Source organism: Chryseobacterium polytrichastri (assembly GCF_900142445.1).
Lineage (GTDB): Bacteria > Bacteroidota > Bacteroidia > Flavobacteriales > Weeksellaceae > Chryseobacterium > Chryseobacterium polytrichastri.
In genome coordinates this window covers 1-25,214 of sequence record NZ_FRAV01000022.1, presented here as the reverse complement: position 1 = coordinate 25,214, position 25,214 = coordinate 1, and the positions used below count along the sequence as shown (strand labels likewise).

Genomic DNA, 25,214 nt, shown 5'->3' with positions numbered 1-25,214 from the left:
GGCAGAAGATTTGCAATAATTCCTGAAATTTGATTTATGGAAATTCAGGAAATCGTATCAAAACAAAAAGAGTTTTTCAATACACAGAAAACAAAGAATCTAAAATTCAGGAAAATGTATCTTGAAAAATTAAGAGATCTTATTCTTGAAAACGAAAATCTTTTAAATGAAGCTATTTACAAAGATTTTGGTAAATCTAAATTTGATACGTTTACCACTGAAATTTCTTTTATTTTAAAGGATATCAATTATTATCTTAAAAATTTAAATGCCTTAGCGAAACCTAAAAAAGTAAGAACCAATCTATCTAACCAAATTGGGAATAGCAAGATTTACTCAGATCCGCTAGGCTGTGTTTTAGTGATCGGTGCCTGGAACTATCCTTATCAATTATCCCTCTCACCTATTATTGCTGCTTTGGCTGCAGGAAACTGCTGTATTTTGAAGCCAAGTGAAATTGCTGAAAACACCATGAAAGCAATGTCTAAAATCATCAATGAAAATTTTCCTCCCGAATATTTATATGTTTTTGAAGGAGGAATTGAGGAAACGACAGAACTATTAAAACTGAAATTCGATAAAATATTTTTCACCGGAAGTACCAAAGTTGGGAAAATTGTTTACCAAGCGGCGGCCGAACATTTAACTCTGGTAACCTTAGAATTAGGTGGAAAATCACCTGCCATTATAACTAAAGATGCTAATCTTGAAGTTGCAGCCAAGCGAATTGTTTGGGGTAAATTTCTAAATGCCGGACAAACCTGCGTTGCTCCTGATTATTTATTGGTGGAAGAATCTATTCATGAACAGTTTATTGAAATGCTTAGAAATCAAATTAAAGCGTTTGAATATGAACCCGGTTCTGAGCAATACACCAGAATTATTAATCAAAAGAATTTTCAGCGATTAATTCAATTAATCGATAAAGAAAAAATATACTTCGGTGGAAATTACAATGAAGAAAAATTATACATCGAACCTACAATTTTAAACAATGTACATTGGGAAGATAACGTTATGCAGGAGGAGATTTTCGGGCCTATTTTGCCTGTAATCTCGTTTAAAAGCTTCAATCAAACATTGAATTATCTAATAGAACTTGAAAAACCACTTTCAGCCTACTTATTCACCAATAATTCTGAAGAGAAAGAAGCTTTCACTCAAAAGCTTTCTTTTGGCGGAGGCTGTATTAATGATGTTGTGATGCATTTAGGCAATGACAATCTTCCTTTTGGAGGTGTTGGAACTTCAGGAATGGGAAATTATCACGGAAAGTTTGGTTTTGAAACCTTTTCACATCAAAAATCTGTTCTGGAAAAAGCAACTTGGGGAGAACCCAATATTAAATATCCACCTTATTCCGAGAAAAAATTCGGTTGGATTAAAAAGTTTTTATAAAAACAAAAAAACCGAGAAAATTTCTCGGTTTTAATTTTTATGATTTTGGAGCCCATTTGTCGAAAAACTCTTTTACTTTTTCTAAGCTGTATCCTTTTTCATGCTCTAAAACATCACTCTGCTGAATATGTATTTTTTTACCATTTTTATCTAGCACAATAAAAAACGGATATCCTTGTCTTTCTTTAGTATTAACATATTTGGCAAAGACTTTTTTATTTTCATTATCCGGAGAAAAATTCAAATGATAATATACATAGTTTTTGTCAACAATCTCCTTTAATTCAGGAGTTGTCTGTACAAACTGATTGAAACGAAGACACCAGATACACCAATTACCTCCTGCCTGAATAATAATATTTTTATTTTCCTTCTTAGCCTTAGCAATTACAGCATTAATATCTTTTTGCGCATCTGCTTTTGGATTATAAGGTTTAGGCAATTTTGCTTTCTCCTCTGTTGCTAATTTTTTCTTTTGTTCTAATACTGCAGCATCTTCTTTCACTTTTTCCGTCTGTGCATACGCCATAGATCCAAATGCCAAACATAAAGCCGCAAAATATTTTATTGATCTCTTTTTCATAGTATAAAAGTAAAAAATAATTACTTATTATCAGCAAAAATGAAACTATAATTTTTTTATCACTAAATTTGCATTCTTTATGAATTTCCTTATTAAAATACTTTACTTAATTTCTAAACTTCCACTGAAAATATTATACATATTCTCAGATGTAATATTCTTTCTAAATTATTATATCGTTGGCTATCGAAAAAAAGTAATTACCCAAAATTTATATAATTCTTTTCCTGAAAAAACAGATGAAGAAATTAAAGAAATTAGAAAAAAATTCTATCTTAATTTTTCTGATTATCTGGTAGAAACCGTAAAATCATTCAGTATTTCAGAAACGGAGGCAAGAGTGAGGATGCAGCATATCAATCAGGATGTATTTCACGAGGCTCAAAAAGAAGGAAAAAATATAATTCTGCTTGCCGGACATGTTTTTAATTGGGAATGGATTAATGCTTTAGCCAAAATCGTCCCTCAAAACCATTGTCATCCTGTGTACAGAAAGGTAAACAGTGATTTTTGGGAAAATCAAATGAAAAAAGTCCGAAATAAATTCGGGAATGAAGCTTTAGAAGCTAATGAAGTCATTCTTAATATTTTCAGAAATAAAAATGACGGAGATTCTATCTATATGTTTGTTGCAGATCAAACGCCACATTCTTCGCATGTAAACTACGGATTAGAATTTCTCAACCAAAGAACACCCGTTTTTGTAGGTTATGATAAGCTGGCGACCAGAATGGATCTTGCCATCATTTACTGTGAAATGAAGAAGGTAAAACGTAGCTTTTATCAGGTAAATTATCACAGAATTTATCCTGATGGAGAAAAGTTCGTTGAGCATGAGGTGGTGAAAAAATTCCACAAATTATTGGAAAACACTTTACGCAAAAGACCAGACAATTACCTTTGGTCACACAGAAAATGGAAATACCAAGACTCTATCAAAAATTTTGATTCTGAAAAAATATAGATATCTATGTCGAAAAAGTTAGCAGTTGCCATATTAAACTGGAATGGTAAAAATTGGCTTGAAAAATTTCTACCAAGTGTTGTTCAGTTTTCTCAAAATGCAGATATTTATGTCATCGACAATCTTTCAACAGATGATTCTATAGATTACGTAAAGACCTATTTTTCTTCAGTTAAAATCATTAAAAATAAGAAGAATTTTGGTTTTGCAGGAGGTTATAATGAAGGTCTGAAAGAAATTGAAGCTGAATATTATTGCTTACTCAATTCAGATGTTGAAGTTACTGAAAATTGGATAGAGCCTGTGTTGGAATTATTTGAAAAAAATTCTGAAATATCAGCAATTCAACCTAAAATATTATCTTTTACCAATAAAAAGTTCTTTGAATTTGCAGGCGCTGCAGGTGGTTTAATCGACAATCTTGGCTATCCTTATTGCAGAGGCAGAGTATTTGACGATTTAGAAGAAGATAAGGGCCAATACAACGATGAGACTGAAATTTTTTGGGCTTCAGGATGTTGTTTTTTCATCCGTTCCAAAGATTTTTGGGAGCAGAAAGGTTTTGATGAAAGATTTTTCGCTCACCAGGAAGAGATTGATCTTTGTTGGAGATTAATTAATTCCGGAAAGAAAATATTTTACACAGGAAAATCTACCGTATATCATGTTGGAGGCGGAACTTTAAATAAGCAAAGCGCCCAAAAGACCTATTTAAACATTAGAAATAATCTTTCTATGATGTTGAAAAACTTGCCTTTTCCTAAATTAATAGGATTGATATTCTTCAGACTTTGTTTAGATGGAATTGCAGGAATTTATTTTGGTTTTAAACACGGATTCCCCCATCTTTGGGCTGTTGTAAGAGCGCACTTTGGCTTCTATGCACAACTTCCCGGAACCTGGAAACTTCGTCAAAAATATCAAAAGGATAATTTCTATCAATCTAAATGGTTGATTTTTAAACATTTTCTCTAAGCTAAACTTATAATAAATTTTTCGAGTTTAGCTCTATTCGAAATTTAAAATAAATTCATACATTAAACTTTTAATTCAAACACTTAATCTACATCTTTTTTAAATGGATTTTTGCGCAATAGATTTCGAAACAGCCACTAATGACAGAAGCTCAGCTTGCGAAGTAGGAATCTGTGTTGTAGAAGATTCTAAAATTATTGAAACGAAGACATGGTTGATAAAACCTCCTAGCTTTCCTTATTTCAGTCAATATAACATTGATGTTCACGGAATTTTACCGGAAGATGTTAAAGACTCTCCTACTTTTGATGAGATTTGGTATGAGATCCAAGATATGATGTACGGAACATTAATGATTGCTCATAACGCGAGTTTTGATGCAGGGGTTTTAAGAGCATGCCTGAATCACTATGGAATATTTACTCCTAAAATTGACTATTTATGTAGTATTCAGCTGGCAAAGAAGTCTTGGAATTACCTCCCTAAATACGGATTAAAACATCTAGCCGAATATCATCAAATAAAGTTTAAACACCATAGAGCAGGTGCGGATGCAGAAGTATGTGCAAAAATATCTTTACTAGCCTTTGAGAAGTTATTCATCACTAGCAACGAAGAAGTTTCGGATTATATGAAACTGAAGATTAAAAAGCTTTAACTTGAATAAAAAAACAGCTCAAATCTCGCATACAATAATGTTTTAATTTAAGCTATTATTCTCGATCTTTCTTATTAAGCATATTCAAAATTAATTACTTAAAACTTCAGAAAGTAGACTAAATTTAGGAATATCAATCTCAAAACTTTCCTGAGTATCCAAATTCTTTACTAAGTATTTTCCACTCATATTACCTACTCCGGAACGTAACATTACGTTTGAAAAGTAAGCGAAATTTTCACCTACAGGAATCTCCGGTGTCAATCCTATTACACCATCGCCTGTAATCTCTGTATATCCAAATCCTACGTCAAAAATTAACCATTTTCTTTTAAGAATTTTTATAGGAAAACCTCCGTCGTTTTCTATCGTTATGCTGTATTTGAAAACATAACGGTTTTCAGATGGATAACTGTTTTTACTATCATATTCAGGTATTACTGAAACTTTGATATTTGAAGTCATTTTTGAGAACATCATTTTTGTATTTGCTAAATATATACAAAAATCTCGCCTTTTTTAAGGCGAGATTATAAGATTATATTAAATTATTTGTAATTATAATTCTAAACCTCTTCTTTCGTCACCTCCCATTAATATTTCAACAGGGTTGTCGATACCTTCTTTTACTGCTACCAAGAATCCTACAGACTCTTTTCCGTCAATAATTCTGTGGTCATAAGACATCGCAACATACATCATTGGACGAATTACTACTTGTCCGTCAACCGCAACCGGTCTTTGAATAATGTTGTGCATTCCTAAGATTGCAGATTGAGGTGGGTTGATAATTGGTGTAGATAACATAGATCCGAAAGTACCACCATTTGTAATAGTGAATGTACCACCAGTCATTTCATCAACAGTGATTTTCCCGTCTCTTACTTTAACAGCTAGATCTTTAATGTTAGCTTCTACTCCTTTGAAAGACATGTTTTCAGCATTTCTTAATACCGGAACCATTAATCCTTTAGGACCTGAAACAGCAATTGAAATATCGCAGAAATCATAGTTAATTTTGAAATCTCCGTCAATTGATGCATTTACATCAGGATATAATTTTAACGCTCTTGTAACCGCTTTAGTAAAGAAAGACATGAAACCAAGTCCTACTCCGTGTTTTTGAGCAAATTCTTCTTTATATTGCTTTCTTAGTCTAAAGATTTCAGACATGTCAACTTCATTGAAAGTAGTTAACATTGCTGTTTCATTCTTCACAGAAACTAATCTTGAAGCGATCTTTCTTCTAAGAACAGAAAGTTTAGTTGTTGTTGAAGCTCTAGAACCTGTAGCTGTTAATGAATTTCCTCCCATTGCAGGAACAGCAGCCAATTCGGCGTCAGTTTTAGTGATTCTTCCGTCTCTACCTTGTCCAGCAACTTGTGATGCATCAATACCCTTTTCATCAAGAATTTTCTTAGCAGCAGGAGATGGAGCTCCAGAAGCATACGTTTGAGGTGCAGCAACTGGTGCAGCTGGTTTTGGAGCTTCTGTTTTAGCTGGTTCAGCAGCTTTAGGAGCCTCTTCTTGTTTTGGAGCAGCCGGCGCAGCACCTTCTGGCTTAGCAGCATCCATATCAATTAAACAAACTACCTGACCTACTTGTACTACATCACCTTCTTCAGCTTTTAAAGTAATAATTCCACTTTGTTCTGCAGGTAATTCAAGCGTTGCTTTGTCTGAGTCTACTTCAGCGATAGGTTGATCTTTTTCTACATAATCACCATCGTTTACAAGCCAAGTTGCAATTTCAACTTCTGTAATTGATTCGCCCGGTGAAGGAACTTTCATTTCTAAAATTGACATATTGAGTATTTTTTTATTTTTTAATTGAGTATTATTTTAATTAAGCTGTTACAGGTCTTTTAGCAGGAGCATCGTCTCTGTCGAAAACTCTGTTGATCACTGCATTCTGGTTTTTCTCGAACATTTTATGACTTCCCGGAGCCGGAGCACCACTAGGAACAGGAGAAATAACCTGAATTCCTGTATCTCTGAAGTTTCTTAAGATGTAAGACCAAGCCCCCATATTTTCTGGTTCTTCCTGAGCCCAAACAATTTCTTTTTTGTTCTCATATTTATTGAAGATCGCCTCGATTGCATCGTTTTGTAAAGGATACAACTGTTCAAATCTTACCAAAGCAATATTTTCAGCGTTTAATTCTTCTTTTTTAGCCAATAATTCGAAGTATAATTTACCTGAACAAAGAACTAATTTTTCTACTTTTTTAGGATCAGCAGTTGGATCGTCTAAGATCGGCTGGAAACTTCCTGTAGCAAAATCTTCTAATGGAGAAACTACTTTTGGATGTCTCAATAGAGATTTTGGACTCATCACGATCAATGGTTTTCTGAAAGTCCATTTTAGTTGTCTTCTCAACAAGTGGAAATAGTTAGCAGGCGACGTAATATTCGCTACCACCATATTTTCGTTTGCACAAAGCGTTAAGAATCTTTCTAATCTTGCTGAAGAGTGTTCTGCACCCTGACCTTCAGATCCGTGAGGTAATAACATGACCAAACCATCCTGAATTTTCCATTTTTCTTCTGCAGCAGCTAAATATTGATCAACAATAATCTGAGCTCCATTTACGAAATCTCCAAACTGAGCTTCCCAAATTGTTAATGTATTAGGAGAAACCATAGCATAGCCATAATCAAATCCTAGAACACCATATTCAGAAAGGTGAGAATTGAAAACATCAAATCTGCTTTCAGAAACGTGTCTTAACGGGATGAATTCTTCTTCAGTATCTTCAGTTTTTACAACTGCGTGTCTGTGAGAGAATGTTCCTCTTTCAACATCTTCCCCAGAAAGTCTTACGTTGTGACCTTCAGTAAGCAATGTAGCATATGCTAACCACTCTCCTAATGCCCAATCTAAAGAATTTCCGTCGATTGCTTTAAGACGGTTTTCGAAAAGTCTTGTAATTTTATTAATAAACTTTTTATCAGCCGGAAGTGTTGACATTTTGATTGCCAATTCTTTCAACTTCTCTAAGTCATATTTTGTATCAACAGGTAATTGAACAGCGCCTCTTTTTCCAATAGGATAGTTTACCCAATCTTCAGACATAAACAAGTCCATTACATTTTTCTCGATCTCTTTAGAAGCATCAAAGTCTTTATCTAAAAGCGCTTTGAAATCAGTTTCCATTTTCTTAAGAACATCGTTAGAAATAATGCTGTCGTTGATTAATTTATCTTTATAAATCTCTCTTGGATTCGGGTGCTTAGAAATTAGTTTATATAAATTAGGCTGTGTAAATCTTGGTTCATCCCCTTCGTTATGACCATATTTTCTATATCCCAATAAATCAATATAAACGTCTTTTCCAAACTTCGCTCTGAAATCAGCAGCAAAATGAATGGCATGTACTACCGCTTCAGCATCATCAGCATTTACGTGCATTACAGGAGATTCTGTAACTTTAGCAATGTCTGTACAATACGTTGAAGATCTTGCGTCTGCAAAGTTAGTTGTAAATGAAACCTGGTTGTTTACTACGATATGAACAGTTCCTCCTGTTCTATATCCTTCCAACGTCATCATCTGAGCAACTTCATATGCAATACCTTGTCCTGCCAATGCACCGTCACCGTGAATTACGATTGGTAAAATTTTAGAACTGTCTCCTTTGTATTTGTCATCTATTTTAGCACGACAAATCCCCTCCACAAGAGCAGAAACTGTTTCTAAGTGAGATGGGTTTGGAGTAAGGTTAATTGCTACTTCTTCTCCAGAAGCTGTTTTTATTTTTTTAGATGAACCTAAGTGATATTTAACATCACCAGAGAATACATCTTCTTCAAATTCTTTTCCTTCAAATTCTGAGAAAATCTGCTTGTAAGACTTCCCGAAAATATTAGATAAAACATTCAGTCTACCTCTGTGAGCCATTCCTAGAACAACTTCATCAACTCCTAACTGAGAAGATCTTGAAATCAATTGATCCAACGCAGGAATCAATGTTTCACCTCCTTCAAGAGAGAATCTTTTTTGTCCCACAAATTTTGTGTGAAGATAGTTTTCAAAAGCTACTGCCTGATTCAACTTCAATAAAATATCAGTTTTCTCGTTAGCAGAAAGACTTGGATGGTTTTCGTTTACCTGTAACCATTTTTTGATAAAGTCTTTTTCTTCAACATTGTTGATGTAGGTATACTCAACACCAATAGAATCACAATAAATACTTTCTAAATGTTTGATAAGCTCCTGTAAAGTTGCAGGCTCTTTCATTCCTGTTTCAACAGCACAGTTGAACTTTGTATTTAAATCAGCCTTATCAAGACCAAAATTTTCGATATCTAAAGTTGGAGTGTAGTGTCTTCTTTCTCTAACAGGGTTTGTTTTTGTAAACAAATGGCCTCTCGTTCTGTAAGCCTCAATAAGGTTTACTACTTTAAATTCTTTTTTGATATGCTCAGGAACTTCGCCGTTAGCTGCTGCCTGAGATATTTGCTGTACTGCTGGAGCAGCACTAGCCGGAGCTTGGATATATTGGATGTTATCGCCTTCCCCGTAGTTCTCCAAAGCAAAATCGAATCCTTGAAAGAAGGATTTCCATGATGGTTCTAAAGAGTCCGGGAATTTTAAATACTGTTGGTATAAATCCTCAATTAATTGAGAATGAGCTGCGTTTAGGAATGAAAATCTGTCCATTATTACAGTTTATCTATTATTAAATTTTGTTTGTAGAATTAATGCTCAAATTTAATAAAAAAAACCGAGGTGGGACAGCCTAAAACTCTTAAAAAAACTATAAAAGAAATAAATACAATGAATTTACTTATAAACAGATAATGAGAGCTTCATATTTACGTTCTGATCTTCCATAGGACGCTCGATAAAAGTCTGGCGAATATCACCAAAACGCATCTCGTCTTTTTTCGCTTTTTGAATCAATTGCTGCACAGCTTTAACCCTTCCTTCATACGTTCCTTTATAATACATCACATAGTTTTCAGTTGGGTTTACTGACCTGAAATTAAAGTTATTATCTGTAACGCCGAACTTTTTAGACAAAGGAATTCCAAGAAAATAAGAGACTTCTTTATCTTTATAATTATCAGCATCCGTGATCATAATTGGATACCCAAATTCGTCATCTTTTTTACCTAAATCCATCGTTACATAATTATAAACTTTGTTATAATTCATCACAATATTTTTATAAAACGCATCTTTTTTATTTGATGTACTGACGTTAATTCCCAATAAAAGTTTGTCTTCTTCCTTCTCAACCATCAAACTATCGTACTTTATGGCCGCCATTTGGTTATCTTTTTCCACTTTATTCCCTAGCACATTCTTCAAAGTAGCCATACTTTTATTGATATTCTCTGCAAATCGGTCTTCTGTCCAGAAATTTTCCACTCTTTTCAGTACAGATAATTTAGGGGTGTGTACATACCAAATGATTTTTGTTTTTTCAGCAGAAACAGGCTTAAATTTAACATCCACCAATGTGGGATTTTCATTCTTATCCTCAAAAAGCTGATACCTTAATGTCTTATTAGGGTTTTCATATCGGATGAACATTTCTCCATCTGTATCGTTTTTCGGGTCTACATAGCTAATAGAGCTACCCTGCCCTTCATAAGGCGTATAATAATCTATATCAATAGAAGTTGAACTTTTAAAGAAATTATTCCAACGGGTGAAGTTCTGTAGATTATTGAATTGAGAAAAGACTTTATCTACCGGATAATCTATTTCTTTTTCTATGGTAAAGCTCTTACTTTCATCCACAAAGTAATACATGGAAGCCGCATAAGCTCCTCCCAATACTATCGCAATTATTGCTATGATTTTAAAAAAACGCATCACACAAAAGTAAGACAAATAAAAAAAGTGACCAATATATTGATCACTCTAGTTTTATGTTTATGAAAACTATCCGATATGCGTTCCCGGAGGAATCACGGCATCTTTTTTCACGACTACAATTCCATCCTGTATAGAGTGTGTCCCAAAATCACCATCGGGAAGATGTTTTCCTCCAATGATTCTTACGTTATCACCAATATAACAGTTCTTATCTAAAATTGCTTTCTCGATATAACAGTACTTTCCGATCCCCATATTGGGTTTACCTTTTCTATCGTTCATCACAATTTCTGTGGTATTTTGGTAGAAATCTGCTCCCATTACATAAGAATTGACGATTGTACTTCCTTTGTCAATTCTCGTTCTGTTTCCAATCACTGAATTTTCAATCTTATCTGCCATGATGATACAACCGTCTCCAAAAACAGCTTTGCTGACATAAGAACCGTTGATCTTAGACGGCGGAAGCATTCTCGCTCTTGTGTAAATAGGTGAAGATGAAAACAAATTAAACTGAGGAAAATCCTGACATAGATCTATATTCGCTTCGTAAAAAGACTCAATAGTTCCGATATCTGTCCAATATCCTTCAAACTGATAGCTTAATGTGGTATATTTCCCGATAGAATTTGGGATAATATCTTTTCCGAAATCATCTCCGGCACCATCATCAAACATCTTTTTAAGAATTGTCTTTGTGAATATATAGATCCCCATTGACGCCAGATATTCTTTTCCAGCTTCTTTATTCACTTCAGATACTTCAGACTTCAAACCTTCTAATATATCGTAACCTGGTTTTTCAACGAAAGAAGTAATGTTTCCTTCGTCATCAGAACTTAAAATTCCAAAACCTGTGGCATCTTTAGCATTCACGGGAATGGTTGCAATGGTAACGTCGCCTCCATGCTCAATATGGAAATCTAACATCTCCTTGAAATCCATCTGATACAGCTGATCTCCTGAAAGAATTAAAATATATTCATAATCATACTTTTCAAGATGCTTCATAGACTGGCGCACAGCATCAGCTGTTCCTTGGTACCAACTTTCGTTTTCCACATTCTGTTCAGCTGCCAAAATATCAACAAAACCTTTGCTGAAAATATCAAAGTGATAAGAGTTTTTGATGTGCGAGTTCAAAGAAGCGGAATTGAACTGTGTAAGAACCAGAATTTTATTTAATCCTGAATTTAAACAATTCGAAATAGGAATATCAACCAATCTGTATTTTCCTGCAATAGGAACAGCCGGTTTTGATCTTGTATACGTTAAAGGAAATAATCTTGTTCCTCTTCCTCCTCCTAAAACAATGGAAATAACATTGCGATTCATAATTTATCCTGCGTTTTTATATTTTAATTTTTTATCCTTCTTATTAAAATTTCATTCTCACTGCTTTTGTTGAGCTACAGCAATTCGAGACTCCAACAAATCTATCCGTTTTTGCATAGTTTGTTTATCTTTCTGAAGCATACGTATCTTATTTCGATTTCTTTCAACCTTTTTAAGAAGCTTTTCTTTATTTTCAGTTTTTTCTAAATCAAGTTCTTGCAATGTAATTTCTTCTTCAACTTTCCTTATTCTTTCATCTACTCTACCCACCTGCTTCTTACTAACTTCAAGATCTTTTTCAATAGAAAACATTCCGTTGCTATTATTCATTACTGATGAAAGCTGCTGATTACTCCTCATCATCTGCTGACTTTGTCTCATTAAGGTTTGACTTGTCATCTGCGTTGCGCTCTGAGAGTAAACGTTAATTGAAACAAATAATATGAAACCAAAAGATAGATTTTTTAAACTCAATATCATTACAACTACTTATTATATAAAGTTATGTATTTTTCGGCAGACTTCTCCCATGCAAAATCAAAACTCATATTCGCATGTATCAAATTTTCCATCACACCTTTTTGATTGTAGATCGCTAATGCTCTATTCATTGCATGAACGATGTCATCTACTCCGGAATAGGTGAAATTGATTCCAGCTCCACCCGTAGAAATATCCTCTACAGTATCTCGTAAACCACCTGTATATCTTACAATAGGAACAGTTCCATATCTCATAGAATACATTTGATTCAACCCACAAGGTTCTACTCTTGAAGGCATTAATAAAAAGTCTGCCGAAGCATATATTTGATGCGAAAGAAATTCTTTGTATCCAACATCCAACGCAAAATTAGAATAGGTGTAATCGTATTCTTTCAATTTATTCTCAATGTAAGAGTTTCCAGAGCCTAAAATCATGATGTTTAAAGCCCCATAACTCTGTTTAATACTATTCCAAACAACATCAGGAAGCAAATCCGCTCCTTTTTCTGTGGCAAATCTTCCGATAAAAGCAAATAAAGGAAGTTCAGGTTTTAAGCCATATTCTTTACAAAGCTTTTCTTTATTCTTCTTTTTCTGTTGGATTGCGTTTTTGCTGTTGAAATTAAAATTCAACATAGGGTCAGTTTCAGGATCCCAAACTTCGGTATCAATTCCGTTGATGATTCCGTAAGCTTTTGAAAATTCATCACGAACCAAGCTTTCCAATCCTCTGAAGCTCACGAAAAGCTCTTCAAGATATCCTTGCGAAACAGTTGTAAAAGCGGTTGAACATTTAATCATGCTCGCCAGCGGATTGATGTATCCATTCCAATCTAACAATCCCCATTTGTAGCTGTCAAAAGAAGGCATATAATTCACCATTTCCCAACTCATCATTCCCTGATATTCGCCATTATGAATAGTTCCTATGGTTTTTACACCTTTTAAGAACTCAAATTCACGGCAATTTTCTATCATAAAAGGAACCAATCCTGTGTGATAATCGTGGCAATGTAAAACATCTGGGCGAATTTTCATGGAACTCAACCAATGTAAAACTCCATGCTGAAAAGCCAAAAACTGAAAACTTTCATCCTGATATCCATAAGGGTTATCTCTGTCTAAAAGTCCGGGAATTTTAATCATGTATAATTCAAATCCCAAAACATCCGTTTTCTCCTTCAACACCTGAACCTGAAGCATGTTTTGTCCCTGATGAATAAATCCGTCAAAAACAACATCAAACTCATGATCATAAACAAAAGCTTTGTTGTACCAAGGCATTACCACCTTTGCATCAACTCCTTTTATTTTATTCTGATACTTTGGCAACGCTCCTACCACATCTGCCAACCCTCCTACTTTTGCTACCGGATAACACTCGGTGCTAAGATGATAAACTATCATTTTTTATCTTTTGTGTAATTTAATTCTATGTAATTTATACTTTTTATCTTTTTCCATTTTTAAAACAACTCCTGCAAGCGGGGGAAGTTTTAAAATGATTGAATTAGGCCGATTCATCCAGCGTTCAGATTGTTCTTTGATAACTTCAGCTTTCACACCACTTCCATTGTATTTCTCATCATCAGAATTGAAAACTACTTCCCAATGTGTCCCTGCATTTACCCCAATTTTATAATCTAAAACTCGTGGAGTAAGATTTAAAACCACCATAAAACAATCATCTTTTCTTTTCCCTTTCCTTATATAAGTAAAAACAGAATTTTCAAGATCATCAGCTTCAACCCATTCAAAACCGGTTTTATCAAACTGATTTTCATAAAATGCAGGTTCATATCTATACAAATGGTTTAGGTCTTTTACCAAAGTCTGCAATCCTTTATGAACTGGATATTTTAACAAATGCCAATCTAAACTTTGTTTAAAATTCCATTCACTTGTTTGTCCGAATTCATCTCCCATAAACAGAAGCTTTGCTCCAGGATGGGTAAACATATATACATACAGCGACCGAAGATTGGCAAACTTTTGCCATTCATCACCTACCATCTTATAGATTAAACTCGCTTTTCCGTGGACTACTTCGTCGTGAGACAGAGGCATCATATAATTTTCATTATACATATACATGGAAGCAAAAGTAAGTTTATGATGATGAAATTTTCTGCCTTCATAGTCTTCTTTAAAATAATCCAGCGTATCATGCATCCATCCCATCATCCATTTCATGCCGAAACCAACTCCTCCGTCGTGAACAGGTTTTGTGAGCATTGGAAAATCTGAACTTTCTTCTGCAATGGTGATGATATTATCTCCAAATTCTTTATAAACAGCGGTATTAAATTCCTGTAAAAAAGTTTTCGCTTCAAGATTCACATTTCCTCCGTATATATTAGGTTCCCATTCGCCTTCATTTCTAGAATAATCGAGATGAAGCATTGAGGTTACTGCATCCACACGCAATCCATCAACATGATAACGATCTAGCCAAAACATGGCGTTTGAGATTAAGAAAGACTTTACTTCATTTCTCCCGTAATTGAAAATATAAGACTTCCAATCGGGATGAAATCCTTTTCTCGGGTCTTCATGTTCATATAAATAAGAACCATCAAAACGGTGCAAACCATTAGCATCACCCGGAAAATGAGAAGGAACCCAATCTAAAATAACGCCAATACCATTGTTATGTAGTTCATTAATTAAAAACATTAAATCCTGTGGCGAACCAAAACGTGATGTCGCCGCATAAAAACCAGTAATCTGATAGCCCCAGCTCGGATCATAAGGAAACTCCATTACAGGCATGAATTCCACATGGGTAAACCCCATTTCTTTGATATATGGAACAAGCTTTTTGGCAATATCCCGATAATTTAAAAATCGCTTAGGATCATCCACATCTCTTACCCAAGAACCCAAATGCATTTCATACACCGAGATCGGAGCATTAAGACTGTTTACTTTCCAGCGATTGTTAAGCCATTCTTTATCATTCCATTCATACCAAGTAGTGGCAACTAATGAAGCAGCCTGTCTATTTTGTTCCCAGCTTAAAGCATAGGGATCACTTTTTTCTAAAATTTCTCCGTGTGGCGTTTCAACAGCATATTTATATAAAGTTCCTAATGGTAATGCGGGAATAAAGCCTTCCCAAATTCCCGATTCGTCCCAGCGAGGGAACAAAATATGGTCTTTATCATTCCAATTATTGAAATCTCCTATCACAGAAACCTTTTTCGCGTTGGGAGCCCAAACCGAAAAATAAACTCCTTGAATTCCTTCTTTTTCTACAGAATGCGCACCAAACATATCGTATAGCTTATAATGCTTCCCTTCTTTAAAGAGATAAACATCATGTTCAGTAAAAAGCGTATACGTTTTAACAGAATTCATCAAGTCTTTGATTAATTTTTATATAATTCTTGAAGCTACAAAAAATATCTACAAACACAGTTAACTATTATTGAAATAATTATTATGTTAATCCTCCTCACTCCCCTTCCTATCAAATATATAAATTTAAAATATCAATTATTATGAATTTAAAATATTGCCATAAAAAGATTTTTTATAAATTTAACTGTTAAAACTTATTACACACACATGATGAAGTTTGAATTATACACTGAAGAAAGTGATGATAGACCAATATATATCACAGGAAATTTCAATAATTGGAATCCAAAAGATTTTAATTACCAACTTAAACAACTGGATCCTCAAAGGTATTATATCGAAATTGATGATCAGGTTCTCCCCTCAGCCATTGAATATAAATTTACAAAAGGGGGTTGGGAAAATGTAGAATTAGACAAATATGGAAGCATTACTCCTAATAGAAAAGCAAACAAATCTTTAGGAAAAACCTCCAATATTGTTGAAAAATGGAGACTCAATTGGGGACCTTTTAAAGATGAATATTTCCCGATAGCAGAAATTATTTCGGAAGAATTTTACATCCCGCAGCTTGACCGTTACCGTAAAGTCTGGGCGTTACTGCCGTACGATTACTACTTCTCCAATAAAAACTATCCTGTTTTATATCTTCAGGATGCTCAAAATCTCTTCAATGAAGGAAGTGGATACGGGAATTGGGAAATCGATAAAAAGCTCTCTATTCTTGCAGAATACGGACGTGGTGATGTTATTGTAGTAGCTATAGAACATGGTAGTGAAGAAAGAATTAAAGAATATATTTTTGACAATGATCATGTAGCTCATGGTTCTGAAGGAAAAAAATATATTCGTTTTATCACCGATACCTTGAAACCTTTCGTTGATGAAAATTACCGCACCAAAAAAGACAGAGATAATACAGGAATCGGAGGAAGTTCTCTTGGAGCATTAATAAGCCTTTACAGCGGTTTTCTGTATCCCGAAGTCTATTCTAAATTATTAATTTTTTCGCCTTCTCTTTGGGTTGAACCGAATAATAATTTCCCGATGATGAATTTCAGAACCCCTTTTACCACAAAAATATATTTATACGGTGGCGCACAGGAAGGATCTAAAATGGTAAAAAGAATTCGCATTTTTGAAGAATATTTAAAAAAATGGGAGGAAAAAAAACTGTTTGATTTCGAGTTTAAAACAAGCATTAATCCTGAAGGAACCCATAATGAATTTTATTGGTCACAGGAATTCCCCAGAGCTATAGAATGGTTGTTCTATGATAATACAGAAAATCCTGTAGAAGTAAAACCACAACAAAAAAGTATTAAAAACTAACAGATAAGCAGACAAAAAATTTCTAATGTCAGCATCAAAATAAATTATTATAGGACTTATGGAATTAATTAATAAAAAAAACAAAATATACACTCAAGTCTTCCAATTATTCACAGAAGAAGAGTGGACAAAGAAAGAAGGAAAATTTAATAAAAATATTTCCACTTTTTTCACAGGAAAGAAAAACGAGGTATTTATAAATGCCCATGAAGAAGGCGTTACCTATTTCATTGGTTTGGGAAAATCTACGCTTCAGAATTTTGAGGTACAACAAGTAGCCCATAAGTTTTCTCAAAGTCAGAAAAAGAATTTACAACCGGTTGCCACATTGCTTTTAGCAGATTTCATCACAGATAAACAATTTGAAGAGTTTGTGAAAGGTCTATTAATAGGAACTTATAACTACCCGTTCGATAAAACCCATCCTTTCTGGAATCCAAAATTTGAAATCCATTTTGAAAACGTAAGCCAGAAAAAATTAAATGCAATAAGCGAAAGAGCTGAAGCATTATGTAACGGGCAAATTGCTTGTCAGGATTGGCTGAATAAACCTGCAAATCTTAAAAATCCTGATATTTTTAATTTATATCTTAAAAACTTAGCCAAAAAGAAGGAACTAAAATACACAGTCTTCAATAGAAAAAAATGTGAGGAGTTAGGATTGGGGGCTTATCTTTCCGTAAATCAAGGAAGTGCTTATGATGCTGCTTTTACCATTTTAGAGTATAAAACAACCGTTAAAAATGCCAAAACCATTGGCTTAGTCGGAAAATGCGTATTGTTTGACACCGGAGGTATTTCGTTGAAAAATCCTGATAATATGCACTATATGAAATCTGATATGGGGGGAGCGACTGCCGTTTTGGGTGCTTTGATTTATGCTTCGGAAATGCAACTTCCAGTAAATATTGTAGCAATTTTACCCATTACAGACAATGCAATTTCTGAGAAAGCTTTCCTTCCAAGTGATGTGGTCACTGCTTACAACGGAAAAACAATTGAAGTTTTAAATACTGATGCAGAAGGCAGAATGATCTTGGCAGACGGACTTTCTTATATGGCTAAAAATTTCAAAACAGATATATTGATTGATCTTGCTACTTTAACAGGAAGTTCAGTAAGAATGTTTGGTGATACTTGTGGAGCCCTTTTTTCTAATAATGAAGACCTGAAAAACCTTTTAATAAAAACGGGTGATAAAACCAATCAAAGACTTTGGAATTTACCATTATGGGATATTTGGAAAGACGATATACAATCTGACGTGGCCGATTTGAAAAACATTTCAATGAAACCTATTGGAGACTGTATTATTGCAGCAAAATTCTTGGAACAGTTTATTGAAGATCATCCAAAGTGGGCCCATTTAGACATCGCGGGAGTTGCCTTTGGAAGTGTTGGATACGCCAAAGAAAAAGCTGCAACAGGCTTTGGAGTGCAGTTATTGGCCGATTTAATCGAAAATTATCACTAAAAATTAGTTTTTTACAAAAAATGTCTGTATAATTGATATAGTGATTTTCAAAAACACAACAATAGACTAGTTTATACAATAATTAATCAACAAAGAATCTATTTTATTTTTGAATATTTACTAAAAATTAAAAAACATTATATGGAGGAGAAAACAATAGTATGTATTTCGTGCTATTACAAGGGCTATGATTTCATGGATGAAATGAAGAAGCTCGGTAATAAAATAATCTTAGTAACATCTGAAAAGCTTAAAGAAAAAAATTGGCCCTGGGAAGCCATTGATGAAGTATTTTACATGCCGGAGCTTAAGCCTTCTGTTTGGAATCTTGATCATCTTATTCAAGGATTTTCCTATTTAATGCAAACCAGGAAAGTAGATGCTGTAGTAGCTTTAGATGATTATGATGTTGAAAAAGCAGCACTTATAAGAGAAACGTTCCGTATTCCGGGAATGGGCCAAACCACTCACCGTTATTTCAGAGATAAATTGGCGATGAGACAAAAGGCAAAAGATTCAGGCATTAACGTCCCTGAGTTCACAGCAGTTTTTAATAATGATGAAGTGAATGCATTCGTTGAAAAAGTTCCGGCACCATGGGTTTTAAAACCACGTTCGGAAGCCTCTGCTTCAGGAATAAAAAAAATAACCAACAAAGAACAACTTTGGGAAGCTTTAAATGAGCTCGGAGAAGAGCGCCATTTATTTTTATTGGAAAGCTTTAAGCCAGGAGATGTTTATCATGTGGACAGCTTAACATTTAACCAAGAAATTGTATTTACTTCAGCATCCAAATATTTGGCTCCACCTATGGAGGTATCTCACGAGGGTGGTGTTTTTAGAACGAAAACCTTAGGAAGATATTCTGATGAGTTTAAAGCGCTAGATGAAGTTAATTCAAAAGTAATTTTAAGTTTTGGGTTGTTAAATGGTGCTACCCATACAGAATTTATCCGAAGTAAAGAAGATGGGAAATATTACTTCCTGGAAACTTCTTCAAGAGTTGGAGGTGCTCACATTCCCGATCTGGTGGAAGCTTCAAGTAATGTTAACATATGGAGAGAATGGGCAAAGATTGAAGATGCTCTTTTGAAAGGTAAAAAATATCAGGTATCAAAACCTACAGCTTATTATTCAGGGTTAATCATTGCTTTAATTAAAGATAGAGAGCCAGATTATAATCAGTTTGAATGTGAAGAAGCCGTGCAGTTTTTACCAATAGAATACCACGTTGGCATTGTATACAAATCTAGCGACTCTACCGTTGTAGAAGAAAGACTAGATTATGCTGCGAAAAAAATATATGCAGAATTACTGAATATCATCCCTCCTAAAAGCAAACCAACTTCATAATTCAGTAATGAATAAAGACATTAATATCCAAGAAGTTATTGATCTTATCAAAACAAAAATTCCGGAAAATCTGAATCTGAATAAAGCTTTAGAAAATGCCAAAAACGGAGACTGGGAAAGCAAAGCGTATTATAAATTCATAGATGCAACAAATGCCAATAAGCCCGGTGCAGAATGGCAGTTTAAAGAAAATATAATCGTGGAGCATCCAACTTTGGGAACTATCGTTCTCGATATCCTGACAGAGGATCGATTGGGCGGAATTGAATTTGTAGAATTAACATAATTCTTGTTCGATAGTAATGAAATAAAATAGTAAAACTCAAATAAGAAAAAAATGCCTCAGATAGAACATACTGATTACTATTCAAATATATTAGGAATGAGCCTTAAGGTAGAAGTAACCGGACATTATGGACATCCCATTATCATGTTCCCAACTTCACAAGGGCAATATACCCAAAACCATGATTTCCATCTTAATGGAAGTATTAATTGGTTTATTGAACAAGGAAAAGTAAAATTATATAATATTCAAACCATTGACAGCTGGAGCTTTTATGATGACACAATATCGCCCCAGCAAAGGATTAAAAATTATGACCGATACGTACAGTTTCTCATTCAGGAATTTGTCCCGTATATCCAAAAACTACACAAGACACATCGTGTAGCATTTGCAGGAGCTAGTTTTGGAGGATATCATGCAGCTAATTTTGCTTTCCGATTTCCTGATGTAGTTTCTCATTTATTCTGCCTTTCGGGAGCCTTCAGTATCCGTAACTTTATGGATGGATATTCTGATGAATTGGTATATTTCAATTGCCCAAAAGAGTTTGTAAAAAATGATGAAGCTTGGAAATACAAACACATGCACATTGTGTTAAGCACCTCCGATCAGGACATCTGCAAAGATAAAAACTTAGAGATGGCAAGCATCTTAAGATCAAAAGGAATCGATTTCTGGTATGATGAAAGAAAATGGATCAACCACGATTGGGTTCTTTGGCGAATGGTCTTTCCTAAATTTATAGGAGCTTTCTTTTCTTAACATTTTATAGAAAATTAAATAGTATAAAAACATTAAAAACAACAATTATGGCAAAAAAAGTTGGAATTCTATTTGGGATGGAAGATACATTTCCTTGGGCATTCATAGACAAGGTAAATGAATTAGGAGGTGGAGAGATTATTGCTGAAGCAGTGACCATTGACAAATTAGAACAAGGTGCTGATTATGGATATGCAGTAATTATAGACAGAATTTCGCAAGATGTTCCTTTCTACAGAGCGTATCTTAAAAATGCAGCATTGAACGGAACGTATGTTATCAATAATCCTTTTTGGTGGAGTGCAGACGAAAAGTTTTTCAATAATGCATTGATGTCTAAACTGGGAATCCCTCTTCCAAAAACAGTTTTATTGCCCTCTTCTGAAAGACCTACAGACACTTCAGAAACATCATTCCGAAACTTAAAATTCCCTCACGACTGGGATTATATTTTCGAATATGTAGGCTTCCCTGCTTATATGAAGCCTCACGATGGTGGTGGTTGGAAAAGTGTTTACCGAGTAGAAAATCCGGAAGACCTTTGGAATAAACTGGGAGAAACCGAGCAATTGGTAATGATGGTTCAGGAGGAGATCGTTTTCGAAGATTATTACAGAGTGTATTGTTTAGGCCAGAAATATGTTCACATTATGCCTTACGAACCAAGAAATGCACCTCATTTAAGATATGAAACGACGCATCAAACAGAAGGCGAGGAATTGAAAAAACTACTAAAAGTAATTCATGATTATACCATCAAAATGAATGAAGCTCTAGGATATGATTTCAATACCGTAGAATTCGCTATTAGAGATGGAATTCCTTATGCTATAGATTTCTGTAATCCAGCTCCAGATGCAGACAGAAATTCTGTAGGTGAAGAAAATTTCGCATGGATCGTAGAACATTCGGCTAAATTAGCGATTGAAAAAGCAAAAGAATACGTCCCTGGAAAACCTAACATCTCTTGGGGAACTTTTGTAAAAGATTCCGTAAAATAAAAAAACAAAAAAACACCGAAAAAAAATGCATCAATTTACGATTGGTATCGAAGAAGAGTACCAAATTATAGATGTTGAAAGCAGAGATCTAATCTCTCATGTTTCAAAAATTATTGAAGGCGGAAAAGCTGTTTTAAGTGAAAACTTAAAGCATGAAATGCATGAGTCCATGATCGAAATGGAAACCGGTATTTGTCAGAATATTCAGGAAGCACAGGCTGAGCTTACTAATTTAAGAAGGCATCTTATTAAAACAGCCCACGACCAGGGACTTCGGGTTTCGGGAGGGGGAACGCATCCTTTTTCAAATTGGGAACATAATACCATCACCAATGGCGAGCGTTACAACAAAATTGTAGACGATATGGGAGATGTTGCCCGTGGAAATCTTATTTTTGGACTGCATGTACATATCGGAATTCCAAACCGTGAAGAAGGTGTTAGAATTCAAAATGTCATGCGTTATTTCTTGCCTCATGTATATGCTCTTTCTACCAACTCACCTTTCTGGATCGGAAGAAATACAGGTTTTAAATCTTACAGACAAGAGGTTTTTGTAAAGTTTCCAAGAACAGGAATTCCGAGTTTCTTTAATTCGGTGGCAGAATTTGACAGTTATGTAAATCTTTTGATAAAAACCGGAACCATAGACAATGCCAAGAAAATCTGGTGGGATCTACGAGTACATCCATTCTACCCTACCATTGAGTTTAGAATCTGTGATATGCCTTTAAGAATTGAGGAAACCGTCTGTATGGCTGCCATCATGCAAAGCTTAGTGGCAAAGATTTATAAACTTCATCAACAAAATTTAAGCTTTAGAAGCTACAGAAGATTATTATTGAATGAAAATAAATGGAGAGCTTCGAAAGACGGAATACATTCACATTTAATTGATTTCGGAAAAGAAGAAGCCGTTCCTTATCCTCAACTACTAAAAGAACTTCTTGAGTTCATTGATGATGTTGTGGATGATTTAGGATGCAGAAAAGAAGTTGAATACGCCTGGACAATTTTAGAAAACGGAACAGGGGCCGACAGACAGCTTAGAATATTTAAAGAGACTGGTGATCTTACAAAAGTAGTAGACTATATGATCTCTGAAACGGAGTATGGCATAACACATGGCGAAACTGCTTCGTAATATTTTTGGTAACTTTGTAAAAAATATGAAGTCGTATGAAAGATATTAGAATCGCTTTATTGGATATGAATAACAACCATGTTAATCAAGGCTTTAGAAATATTAAAGAAATTTCTGAGACTTTCCAACAAAAGTCTGAAGAGAATGTAACCATCACTGTATTTGACGTAAGATATAAGAACGAAATTCCTAATGTGGAGGATTTTGATATTTTCATTTCCTCGGGAGGTCCCGGAGATCCGCACAGAGAAGGTCTTGAATGGGAAAGTAAATTTGCAACATTTCTAGATACTGTTTATGATCATAACAAATACAATGATGATAAAAAATATCTGTTCCTTATCTGCCATTCATTTCAATTGGCGAGCATTCATTGGGAGCTAGGAAATATCTGCAAAAGAAAATCTTATTCTTTCGGGGTAATGCCAATTCATAAAACAGATGAAGGAAAGCAAGAGTTTTTATTTAAGAATCTTCCGAATCCTTTTTATGCGGTAGATTCAAGAGCATTTCAGTTCATTGAACCAAACCATGACCGTTTTGAGGAATTAGGAATGAAAATCGTTGCTATTGAAAAATTCCGTCCGCATATTAATTTGGAAAGAGCCATTATGGCAATCCGCTTTTCAGAAGAGATTTTTGGAACTCAATTTCATCCTGAAGCTAACCCTGCAGGCATGGTTGAAAACCTAAAAGACGAGAAGAATAAAGTAGCCATGATAGAAAACTTCGGAATGGAGAAATATCTTGAAACCGTAGACAGAATGGATGATGAAGATAAGATTGTTCTTACACAGGCTCAGATTCTTCCAAGGTTTTTGCAATTTGCAAAAAAAAACATTTTGAAGGGCTCTGAAGCAATGGTTTAATAACTTTAATATTGATGCTTTGACTCCGTTCAAAAGCTGAAATAAACTAAAAAATCAATACACAAATCGAGCAATATTGCTCGATTTTTTAAAATCACAAAGAAAAAGAATATGATCCCAACATACAGAAAACAATTTAATCAGGAATTTTCTCAGGAAAAATACAGTCAATTTAAAGAGATTTTAAAACAGAAAAGCGGCATAGAGCCTTCTTTTAGAATTTCTGAAAGCCCTCTTTTTCTGACCAATGAATTTAAAGATAAACTTATTGATGCCAGCGAAAGTATTATTGATCAGATTAAAGCTTTATCACCTGAAACTTTACAAAAAGCCATTCCTGAAAACTGTAAAGTTCCGAACGATACGAATCAACCTCATTTTTTTACAATAGACTTTGGAATCTGTAAAAGTGAAAACGGACAAATTGAGCCTCAATTAATAGAGCTTCAAGCATTTCCTTCATTATATGCTTTTCAAAAAGTGTATGAAGATACCTTTTGTGAAGTTTACCCTTTCTTACAGGAGATCAGAAACAAAATGCCTCAGGAAGAATTTGCAACGTATGTAAAAGAATTAATTGTAGGCGATGAAAATCCCGAAAATGTAATTCTTCTCGAAATTTTTCCGGAAAAGCAGAAAACCCTCATAGACTTCATTCTTACCGAAAAGTTACTCGGAATAAAAACCGTTTGCTTAACGAAAGTAAAGAAACAAGGAAAGAAATTATATTATGAAAATGAAGGAAAATTAGTTGAGATCAAAAGAATCTATAACCGTGTCATTTTCGACGAATTAGACAGAATTCCAGATCTTACAACTGAATTTGATTTCCGTGAAGAGGCAGATGTTACTTGGGTTACCCATCCCAATTGGTTTTTTAAAATTTCAAAATTCCTTCTTCCCATGCTAAAACATCAGTTTGTTCCGAAAAGCTATTTCTTACATGAATTTCCTGAAACTGAAAATCTTGAAAACTTTGTTTTAAAACCTCTATTTTCATTTGCAGGAAGTGGAGTTAATTTAGATCCGACAAAAGAAATTACAGATGCTATCGAGGATAAAGAAAATTATATTTTACAGAGAAAAGTAAATTACGCTCCTCTTTTTGAAGATATCAATGGGGAATTTTCAAAAGCCGAGATCCGATTATTGTATATTTGGAGAGAAAATGATGAGCGCCCTATCCTATTGGAAAATTTGGGAAGAATGACTAAAGCCGCTATGGTAAACGTTGACTTCAACAAAAAAGATGCAATCTGGATTGGAAGTTCTAATGCTTTTTTTGTGGAAGAATAGTATAAAATAAAGACACTATCCCATGAAGTGTGTAAGTTAAAAAGTTAGGGCTTGGATTTTATAATCTGAGCCTTTTTTCAAAAATAAGGATAAATTGGTTTAA

Annotated in this window: 22 protein-coding genes; 13 read left to right on the top strand and 9 right to left on the bottom strand. The window is 34.3% G+C overall.

All coding sequences use genetic code 11. The annotated features are described in order from the left end of the window. Positions 1–36: 36 nt before the first annotated feature. On the top strand, positions 37–1,398 hold the full coding sequence (locus BUB80_RS14070; protein WP_073293897.1) for an aldehyde dehydrogenase: 1,362 nt from the start codon (positions 37–39) through the stop codon (positions 1,396–1,398). Between the two features lie 37 nt (positions 1,399–1,435). On the opposite strand, the gene BUB80_RS14065 is transcribed toward BUB80_RS14070, so the two are convergent. Beyond that, entirely contained in the window at positions 1,436–1,927 is a 492-nt protein-coding gene (locus BUB80_RS14065) for a thioredoxin family protein (protein ID WP_228433827.1), read from the bottom strand. Positions 1,928–2,060: 133 nt separating this feature from the next. Between BUB80_RS14065 and BUB80_RS14060 the strand changes: the two genes are divergently transcribed. The 3 genes from BUB80_RS14060 to BUB80_RS14050 all read left to right on the top strand — a co-directional run bounded on the left by BUB80_RS14060 (position 2,061) and on the right by BUB80_RS14050 (position 4,578). Further along, positions 2,061–2,945, top strand: coding sequence for a lysophospholipid acyltransferase family protein (locus BUB80_RS14060; protein WP_073293893.1), 885 nt, complete (start codon positions 2,061–2,063; stop codon positions 2,943–2,945). A 6-nt stretch (positions 2,946–2,951) separates the two neighbouring features. Continuing rightward, positions 2,952–3,920, top strand: a complete 969-nt coding sequence (locus BUB80_RS14055; protein WP_073293891.1) for a glycosyltransferase family 2 protein — start codon at positions 2,952–2,954, stop codon at positions 3,918–3,920. A gap of 103 nt (positions 3,921–4,023) precedes the next feature. Beyond that, positions 4,024–4,578 (top strand): 3'-5' exonuclease, encoded by a 555-nt coding sequence (locus BUB80_RS14050; RefSeq protein ID WP_073293890.1) that lies wholly within the window; start codon positions 4,024–4,026, stop codon positions 4,576–4,578. Positions 4,579–4,668: 90 nt separating this feature from the next. On the opposite strand, the gene apaG is transcribed toward BUB80_RS14050, so the two are convergent. The 8 genes from apaG to glgB form a co-directional block, all read right to left on the bottom strand. Then, positions 4,669–5,043: a Co2+/Mg2+ efflux protein ApaG gene (gene apaG / locus BUB80_RS14045; RefSeq protein WP_228433821.1), complete on the bottom strand. Its 375-nt coding sequence runs from the start codon at positions 5,041–5,043 to the stop codon at positions 4,669–4,671. Between the two features lie 93 nt (positions 5,044–5,136). Then, complete coding sequence (gene odhB / locus BUB80_RS14040) at positions 5,137–6,384, bottom strand: 2-oxoglutarate dehydrogenase complex dihydrolipoyllysine-residue succinyltransferase (RefSeq protein ID WP_054509196.1); 1,248 nt, start codon at positions 6,382–6,384, stop codon at positions 5,137–5,139. Positions 6,385–6,424: 40 nt separating this feature from the next. Beyond that, positions 6,425–9,241 carry a 2-oxoglutarate dehydrogenase E1 component gene (locus BUB80_RS14035; RefSeq protein WP_073293886.1) on the bottom strand — a complete coding sequence of 939 codons (2,817 nt, stop codon included), beginning with the start codon at positions 9,239–9,241 and terminating at the stop codon, positions 6,425–6,427. A gap of 123 nt (positions 9,242–9,364) precedes the next feature. Further along, positions 9,365–10,405: an SRPBCC domain-containing protein gene (locus BUB80_RS14030; RefSeq protein WP_073293884.1), complete on the bottom strand. Its 1,041-nt coding sequence runs from the start codon at positions 10,403–10,405 to the stop codon at positions 9,365–9,367. A gap of 69 nt (positions 10,406–10,474) precedes the next feature. Further along, positions 10,475–11,743 (bottom strand): glucose-1-phosphate adenylyltransferase, encoded by a 1,269-nt coding sequence (locus BUB80_RS14025; protein WP_073293882.1) that lies wholly within the window; start codon positions 11,741–11,743, stop codon positions 10,475–10,477. Between the two features lie 57 nt (positions 11,744–11,800). Then, on the bottom strand, positions 11,801–12,142 hold the full coding sequence (locus BUB80_RS14020) for a hypothetical protein (protein ID WP_073293880.1): 342 nt from the start codon (positions 12,140–12,142) through the stop codon (positions 11,801–11,803). A gap of 86 nt (positions 12,143–12,228) precedes the next feature. Continuing rightward, the gene (locus tag BUB80_RS14015) at positions 12,229–13,635 is read right to left on the bottom strand and encodes a glycogen synthase (RefSeq protein WP_073293878.1); all 1,407 of its coding nucleotides are present in this window, start codon (positions 13,633–13,635) and stop codon (positions 12,229–12,231) included. Positions 13,636–13,638: 3 nt separating this feature from the next. Further along, on the bottom strand, positions 13,639–15,588 hold the full coding sequence (gene glgB / locus BUB80_RS14010) for a 1,4-alpha-glucan branching protein GlgB (RefSeq protein ID WP_073294008.1): 1,950 nt from the start codon (positions 15,586–15,588) through the stop codon (positions 13,639–13,641). A 210-nt stretch (positions 15,589–15,798) separates the two neighbouring features. Between glgB and BUB80_RS14005 the strand changes: the two genes are divergently transcribed. From BUB80_RS14005 to BUB80_RS13965, 9 genes are all read left to right on the top strand, one after another. Beyond that, entirely contained in the window at positions 15,799–16,923 is a 1,125-nt protein-coding gene (locus tag BUB80_RS14005) for an alpha/beta hydrolase (RefSeq protein ID WP_228433819.1), read from the top strand. Between the two features lie 58 nt (positions 16,924–16,981). Then, on the top strand, positions 16,982–18,397 hold the full coding sequence (locus BUB80_RS14000) for a M17 family metallopeptidase (protein ID WP_073293876.1): 1,416 nt from the start codon (positions 16,982–16,984) through the stop codon (positions 18,395–18,397). 141 nt (positions 18,398–18,538) lie between these two features. Then, entirely contained in the window at positions 18,539–19,750 is a 1,212-nt protein-coding gene (locus BUB80_RS13995; RefSeq protein ID WP_073293874.1) for an ATP-grasp domain-containing protein, read from the top strand. Between the two features lie 7 nt (positions 19,751–19,757). Then, positions 19,758–20,036 carry a hypothetical protein gene (locus BUB80_RS13990; protein ID WP_073293872.1) on the top strand — a complete coding sequence of 93 codons (279 nt, stop codon included), beginning with the start codon at positions 19,758–19,760 and terminating at the stop codon, positions 20,034–20,036. Positions 20,037–20,087: 51 nt separating this feature from the next. After that, positions 20,088–20,801: an alpha/beta hydrolase-fold protein gene (locus BUB80_RS13985; protein WP_073293870.1), complete on the top strand. Its 714-nt coding sequence runs from the start codon at positions 20,088–20,090 to the stop codon at positions 20,799–20,801. A gap of 47 nt (positions 20,802–20,848) precedes the next feature. Then, positions 20,849–21,802 carry an ATP-grasp domain-containing protein gene (locus BUB80_RS13980; RefSeq protein ID WP_073293868.1) on the top strand — a complete coding sequence of 318 codons (954 nt, stop codon included), beginning with the start codon at positions 20,849–20,851 and terminating at the stop codon, positions 21,800–21,802. A 25-nt stretch (positions 21,803–21,827) separates the two neighbouring features. Next, entirely contained in the window at positions 21,828–22,946 is a 1,119-nt protein-coding gene (locus BUB80_RS13975; protein ID WP_073293866.1) for a carboxylate-amine ligase, read from the top strand. A gap of 35 nt (positions 22,947–22,981) precedes the next feature. Then, positions 22,982–23,815 carry a type 1 glutamine amidotransferase gene (locus tag BUB80_RS13970; protein ID WP_073293864.1) on the top strand — a complete coding sequence of 278 codons (834 nt, stop codon included), beginning with the start codon at positions 22,982–22,984 and terminating at the stop codon, positions 23,813–23,815. A 111-nt stretch (positions 23,816–23,926) separates the two neighbouring features. Beyond that, positions 23,927–25,111: a hypothetical protein gene (locus BUB80_RS13965; protein ID WP_073293862.1), complete on the top strand. Its 1,185-nt coding sequence runs from the start codon at positions 23,927–23,929 to the stop codon at positions 25,109–25,111. The last annotated feature ends 103 nt before the right edge of the window (positions 25,112–25,214 follow it).

What these genes read in the sequence shown, in the direction of transcription:
- BUB80_RS13995 (WP_073293874.1), top strand. Translation starts at nt 18,539, where the DNA reads ATGGAGGAGAAAACAATAGTATGTATTTCGTGCTATTACAAGGGCTAT.
- BUB80_RS13980 (WP_073293868.1), top strand. Translation starts at nt 20,849, where the DNA reads ATGGCAAAAAAAGTTGGAATTCTATTTGGGATGGAAGATACATTTCCT.
- glgB (WP_073294008.1), bottom strand. Translation starts at nt 15,588, where the DNA reads ATGAATTCTGTTAAAACGTATACGCTTTTTACTGAACATGATGTTTAT.
- BUB80_RS14035 (WP_073293886.1), bottom strand. Translation starts at nt 9,241, where the DNA reads ATGGACAGATTTTCATTCCTAAACGCAGCTCATTCTCAATTAATTGAG.
- apaG (WP_228433821.1), bottom strand. Translation starts at nt 5,043, where the DNA reads ATGACTTCAAATATCAAAGTTTCAGTAATACCTGAATATGATAGTAAA.
- BUB80_RS14005 (WP_228433819.1), top strand. Translation starts at nt 15,799, where the DNA reads ATGATGAAGTTTGAATTATACACTGAAGAAAGTGATGATAGACCAATA.
- BUB80_RS14015 (WP_073293878.1), bottom strand. Translation starts at nt 13,635, where the DNA reads ATGATAGTTTATCATCTTAGCACCGAGTGTTATCCGGTAGCAAAAGTA.
- BUB80_RS14025 (WP_073293882.1), bottom strand. Translation starts at nt 11,743, where the DNA reads ATGAATCGCAATGTTATTTCCATTGTTTTAGGAGGAGGAAGAGGAACA.
- BUB80_RS13970 (WP_073293864.1), top strand. Translation starts at nt 22,982, where the DNA reads ATGAAAGATATTAGAATCGCTTTATTGGATATGAATAACAACCATGTT.
- BUB80_RS14000 (WP_073293876.1), top strand. Translation starts at nt 16,982, where the DNA reads ATGGAATTAATTAATAAAAAAAACAAAATATACACTCAAGTCTTCCAA.
- BUB80_RS14070 (WP_073293897.1), top strand. Translation starts at nt 37, where the DNA reads ATGGAAATTCAGGAAATCGTATCAAAACAAAAAGAGTTTTTCAATACA.
- BUB80_RS13965 (WP_073293862.1), top strand. Translation starts at nt 23,927, where the DNA reads ATGATCCCAACATACAGAAAACAATTTAATCAGGAATTTTCTCAGGAA.
- BUB80_RS13985 (WP_073293870.1), top strand. Translation starts at nt 20,088, where the DNA reads ATGCCTCAGATAGAACATACTGATTACTATTCAAATATATTAGGAATG.
- BUB80_RS14060 (WP_073293893.1), top strand. Translation starts at nt 2,061, where the DNA reads ATGAATTTCCTTATTAAAATACTTTACTTAATTTCTAAACTTCCACTG.
- odhB (WP_054509196.1), bottom strand. Translation starts at nt 6,384, where the DNA reads ATGTCAATTTTAGAAATGAAAGTTCCTTCACCGGGCGAATCAATTACA.
- BUB80_RS13990 (WP_073293872.1), top strand. Translation starts at nt 19,758, where the DNA reads ATGAATAAAGACATTAATATCCAAGAAGTTATTGATCTTATCAAAACA.
- BUB80_RS14030 (WP_073293884.1), bottom strand. Translation starts at nt 10,405, where the DNA reads ATGCGTTTTTTTAAAATCATAGCAATAATTGCGATAGTATTGGGAGGA.
- BUB80_RS14065 (WP_228433827.1), bottom strand. Translation starts at nt 1,927, where the DNA reads ATGGCGTATGCACAGACGGAAAAAGTGAAAGAAGATGCTGCAGTATTA.
- BUB80_RS14055 (WP_073293891.1), top strand. Translation starts at nt 2,952, where the DNA reads ATGTCGAAAAAGTTAGCAGTTGCCATATTAAACTGGAATGGTAAAAAT.
- BUB80_RS14050 (WP_073293890.1), top strand. Translation starts at nt 4,024, where the DNA reads ATGGATTTTTGCGCAATAGATTTCGAAACAGCCACTAATGACAGAAGC.
- BUB80_RS14020 (WP_073293880.1), bottom strand. Translation starts at nt 12,142, where the DNA reads ATGACAAGTCAAACCTTAATGAGACAAAGTCAGCAGATGATGAGGAGT.
- BUB80_RS13975 (WP_073293866.1), top strand. Translation starts at nt 21,828, where the DNA reads ATGCATCAATTTACGATTGGTATCGAAGAAGAGTACCAAATTATAGAT.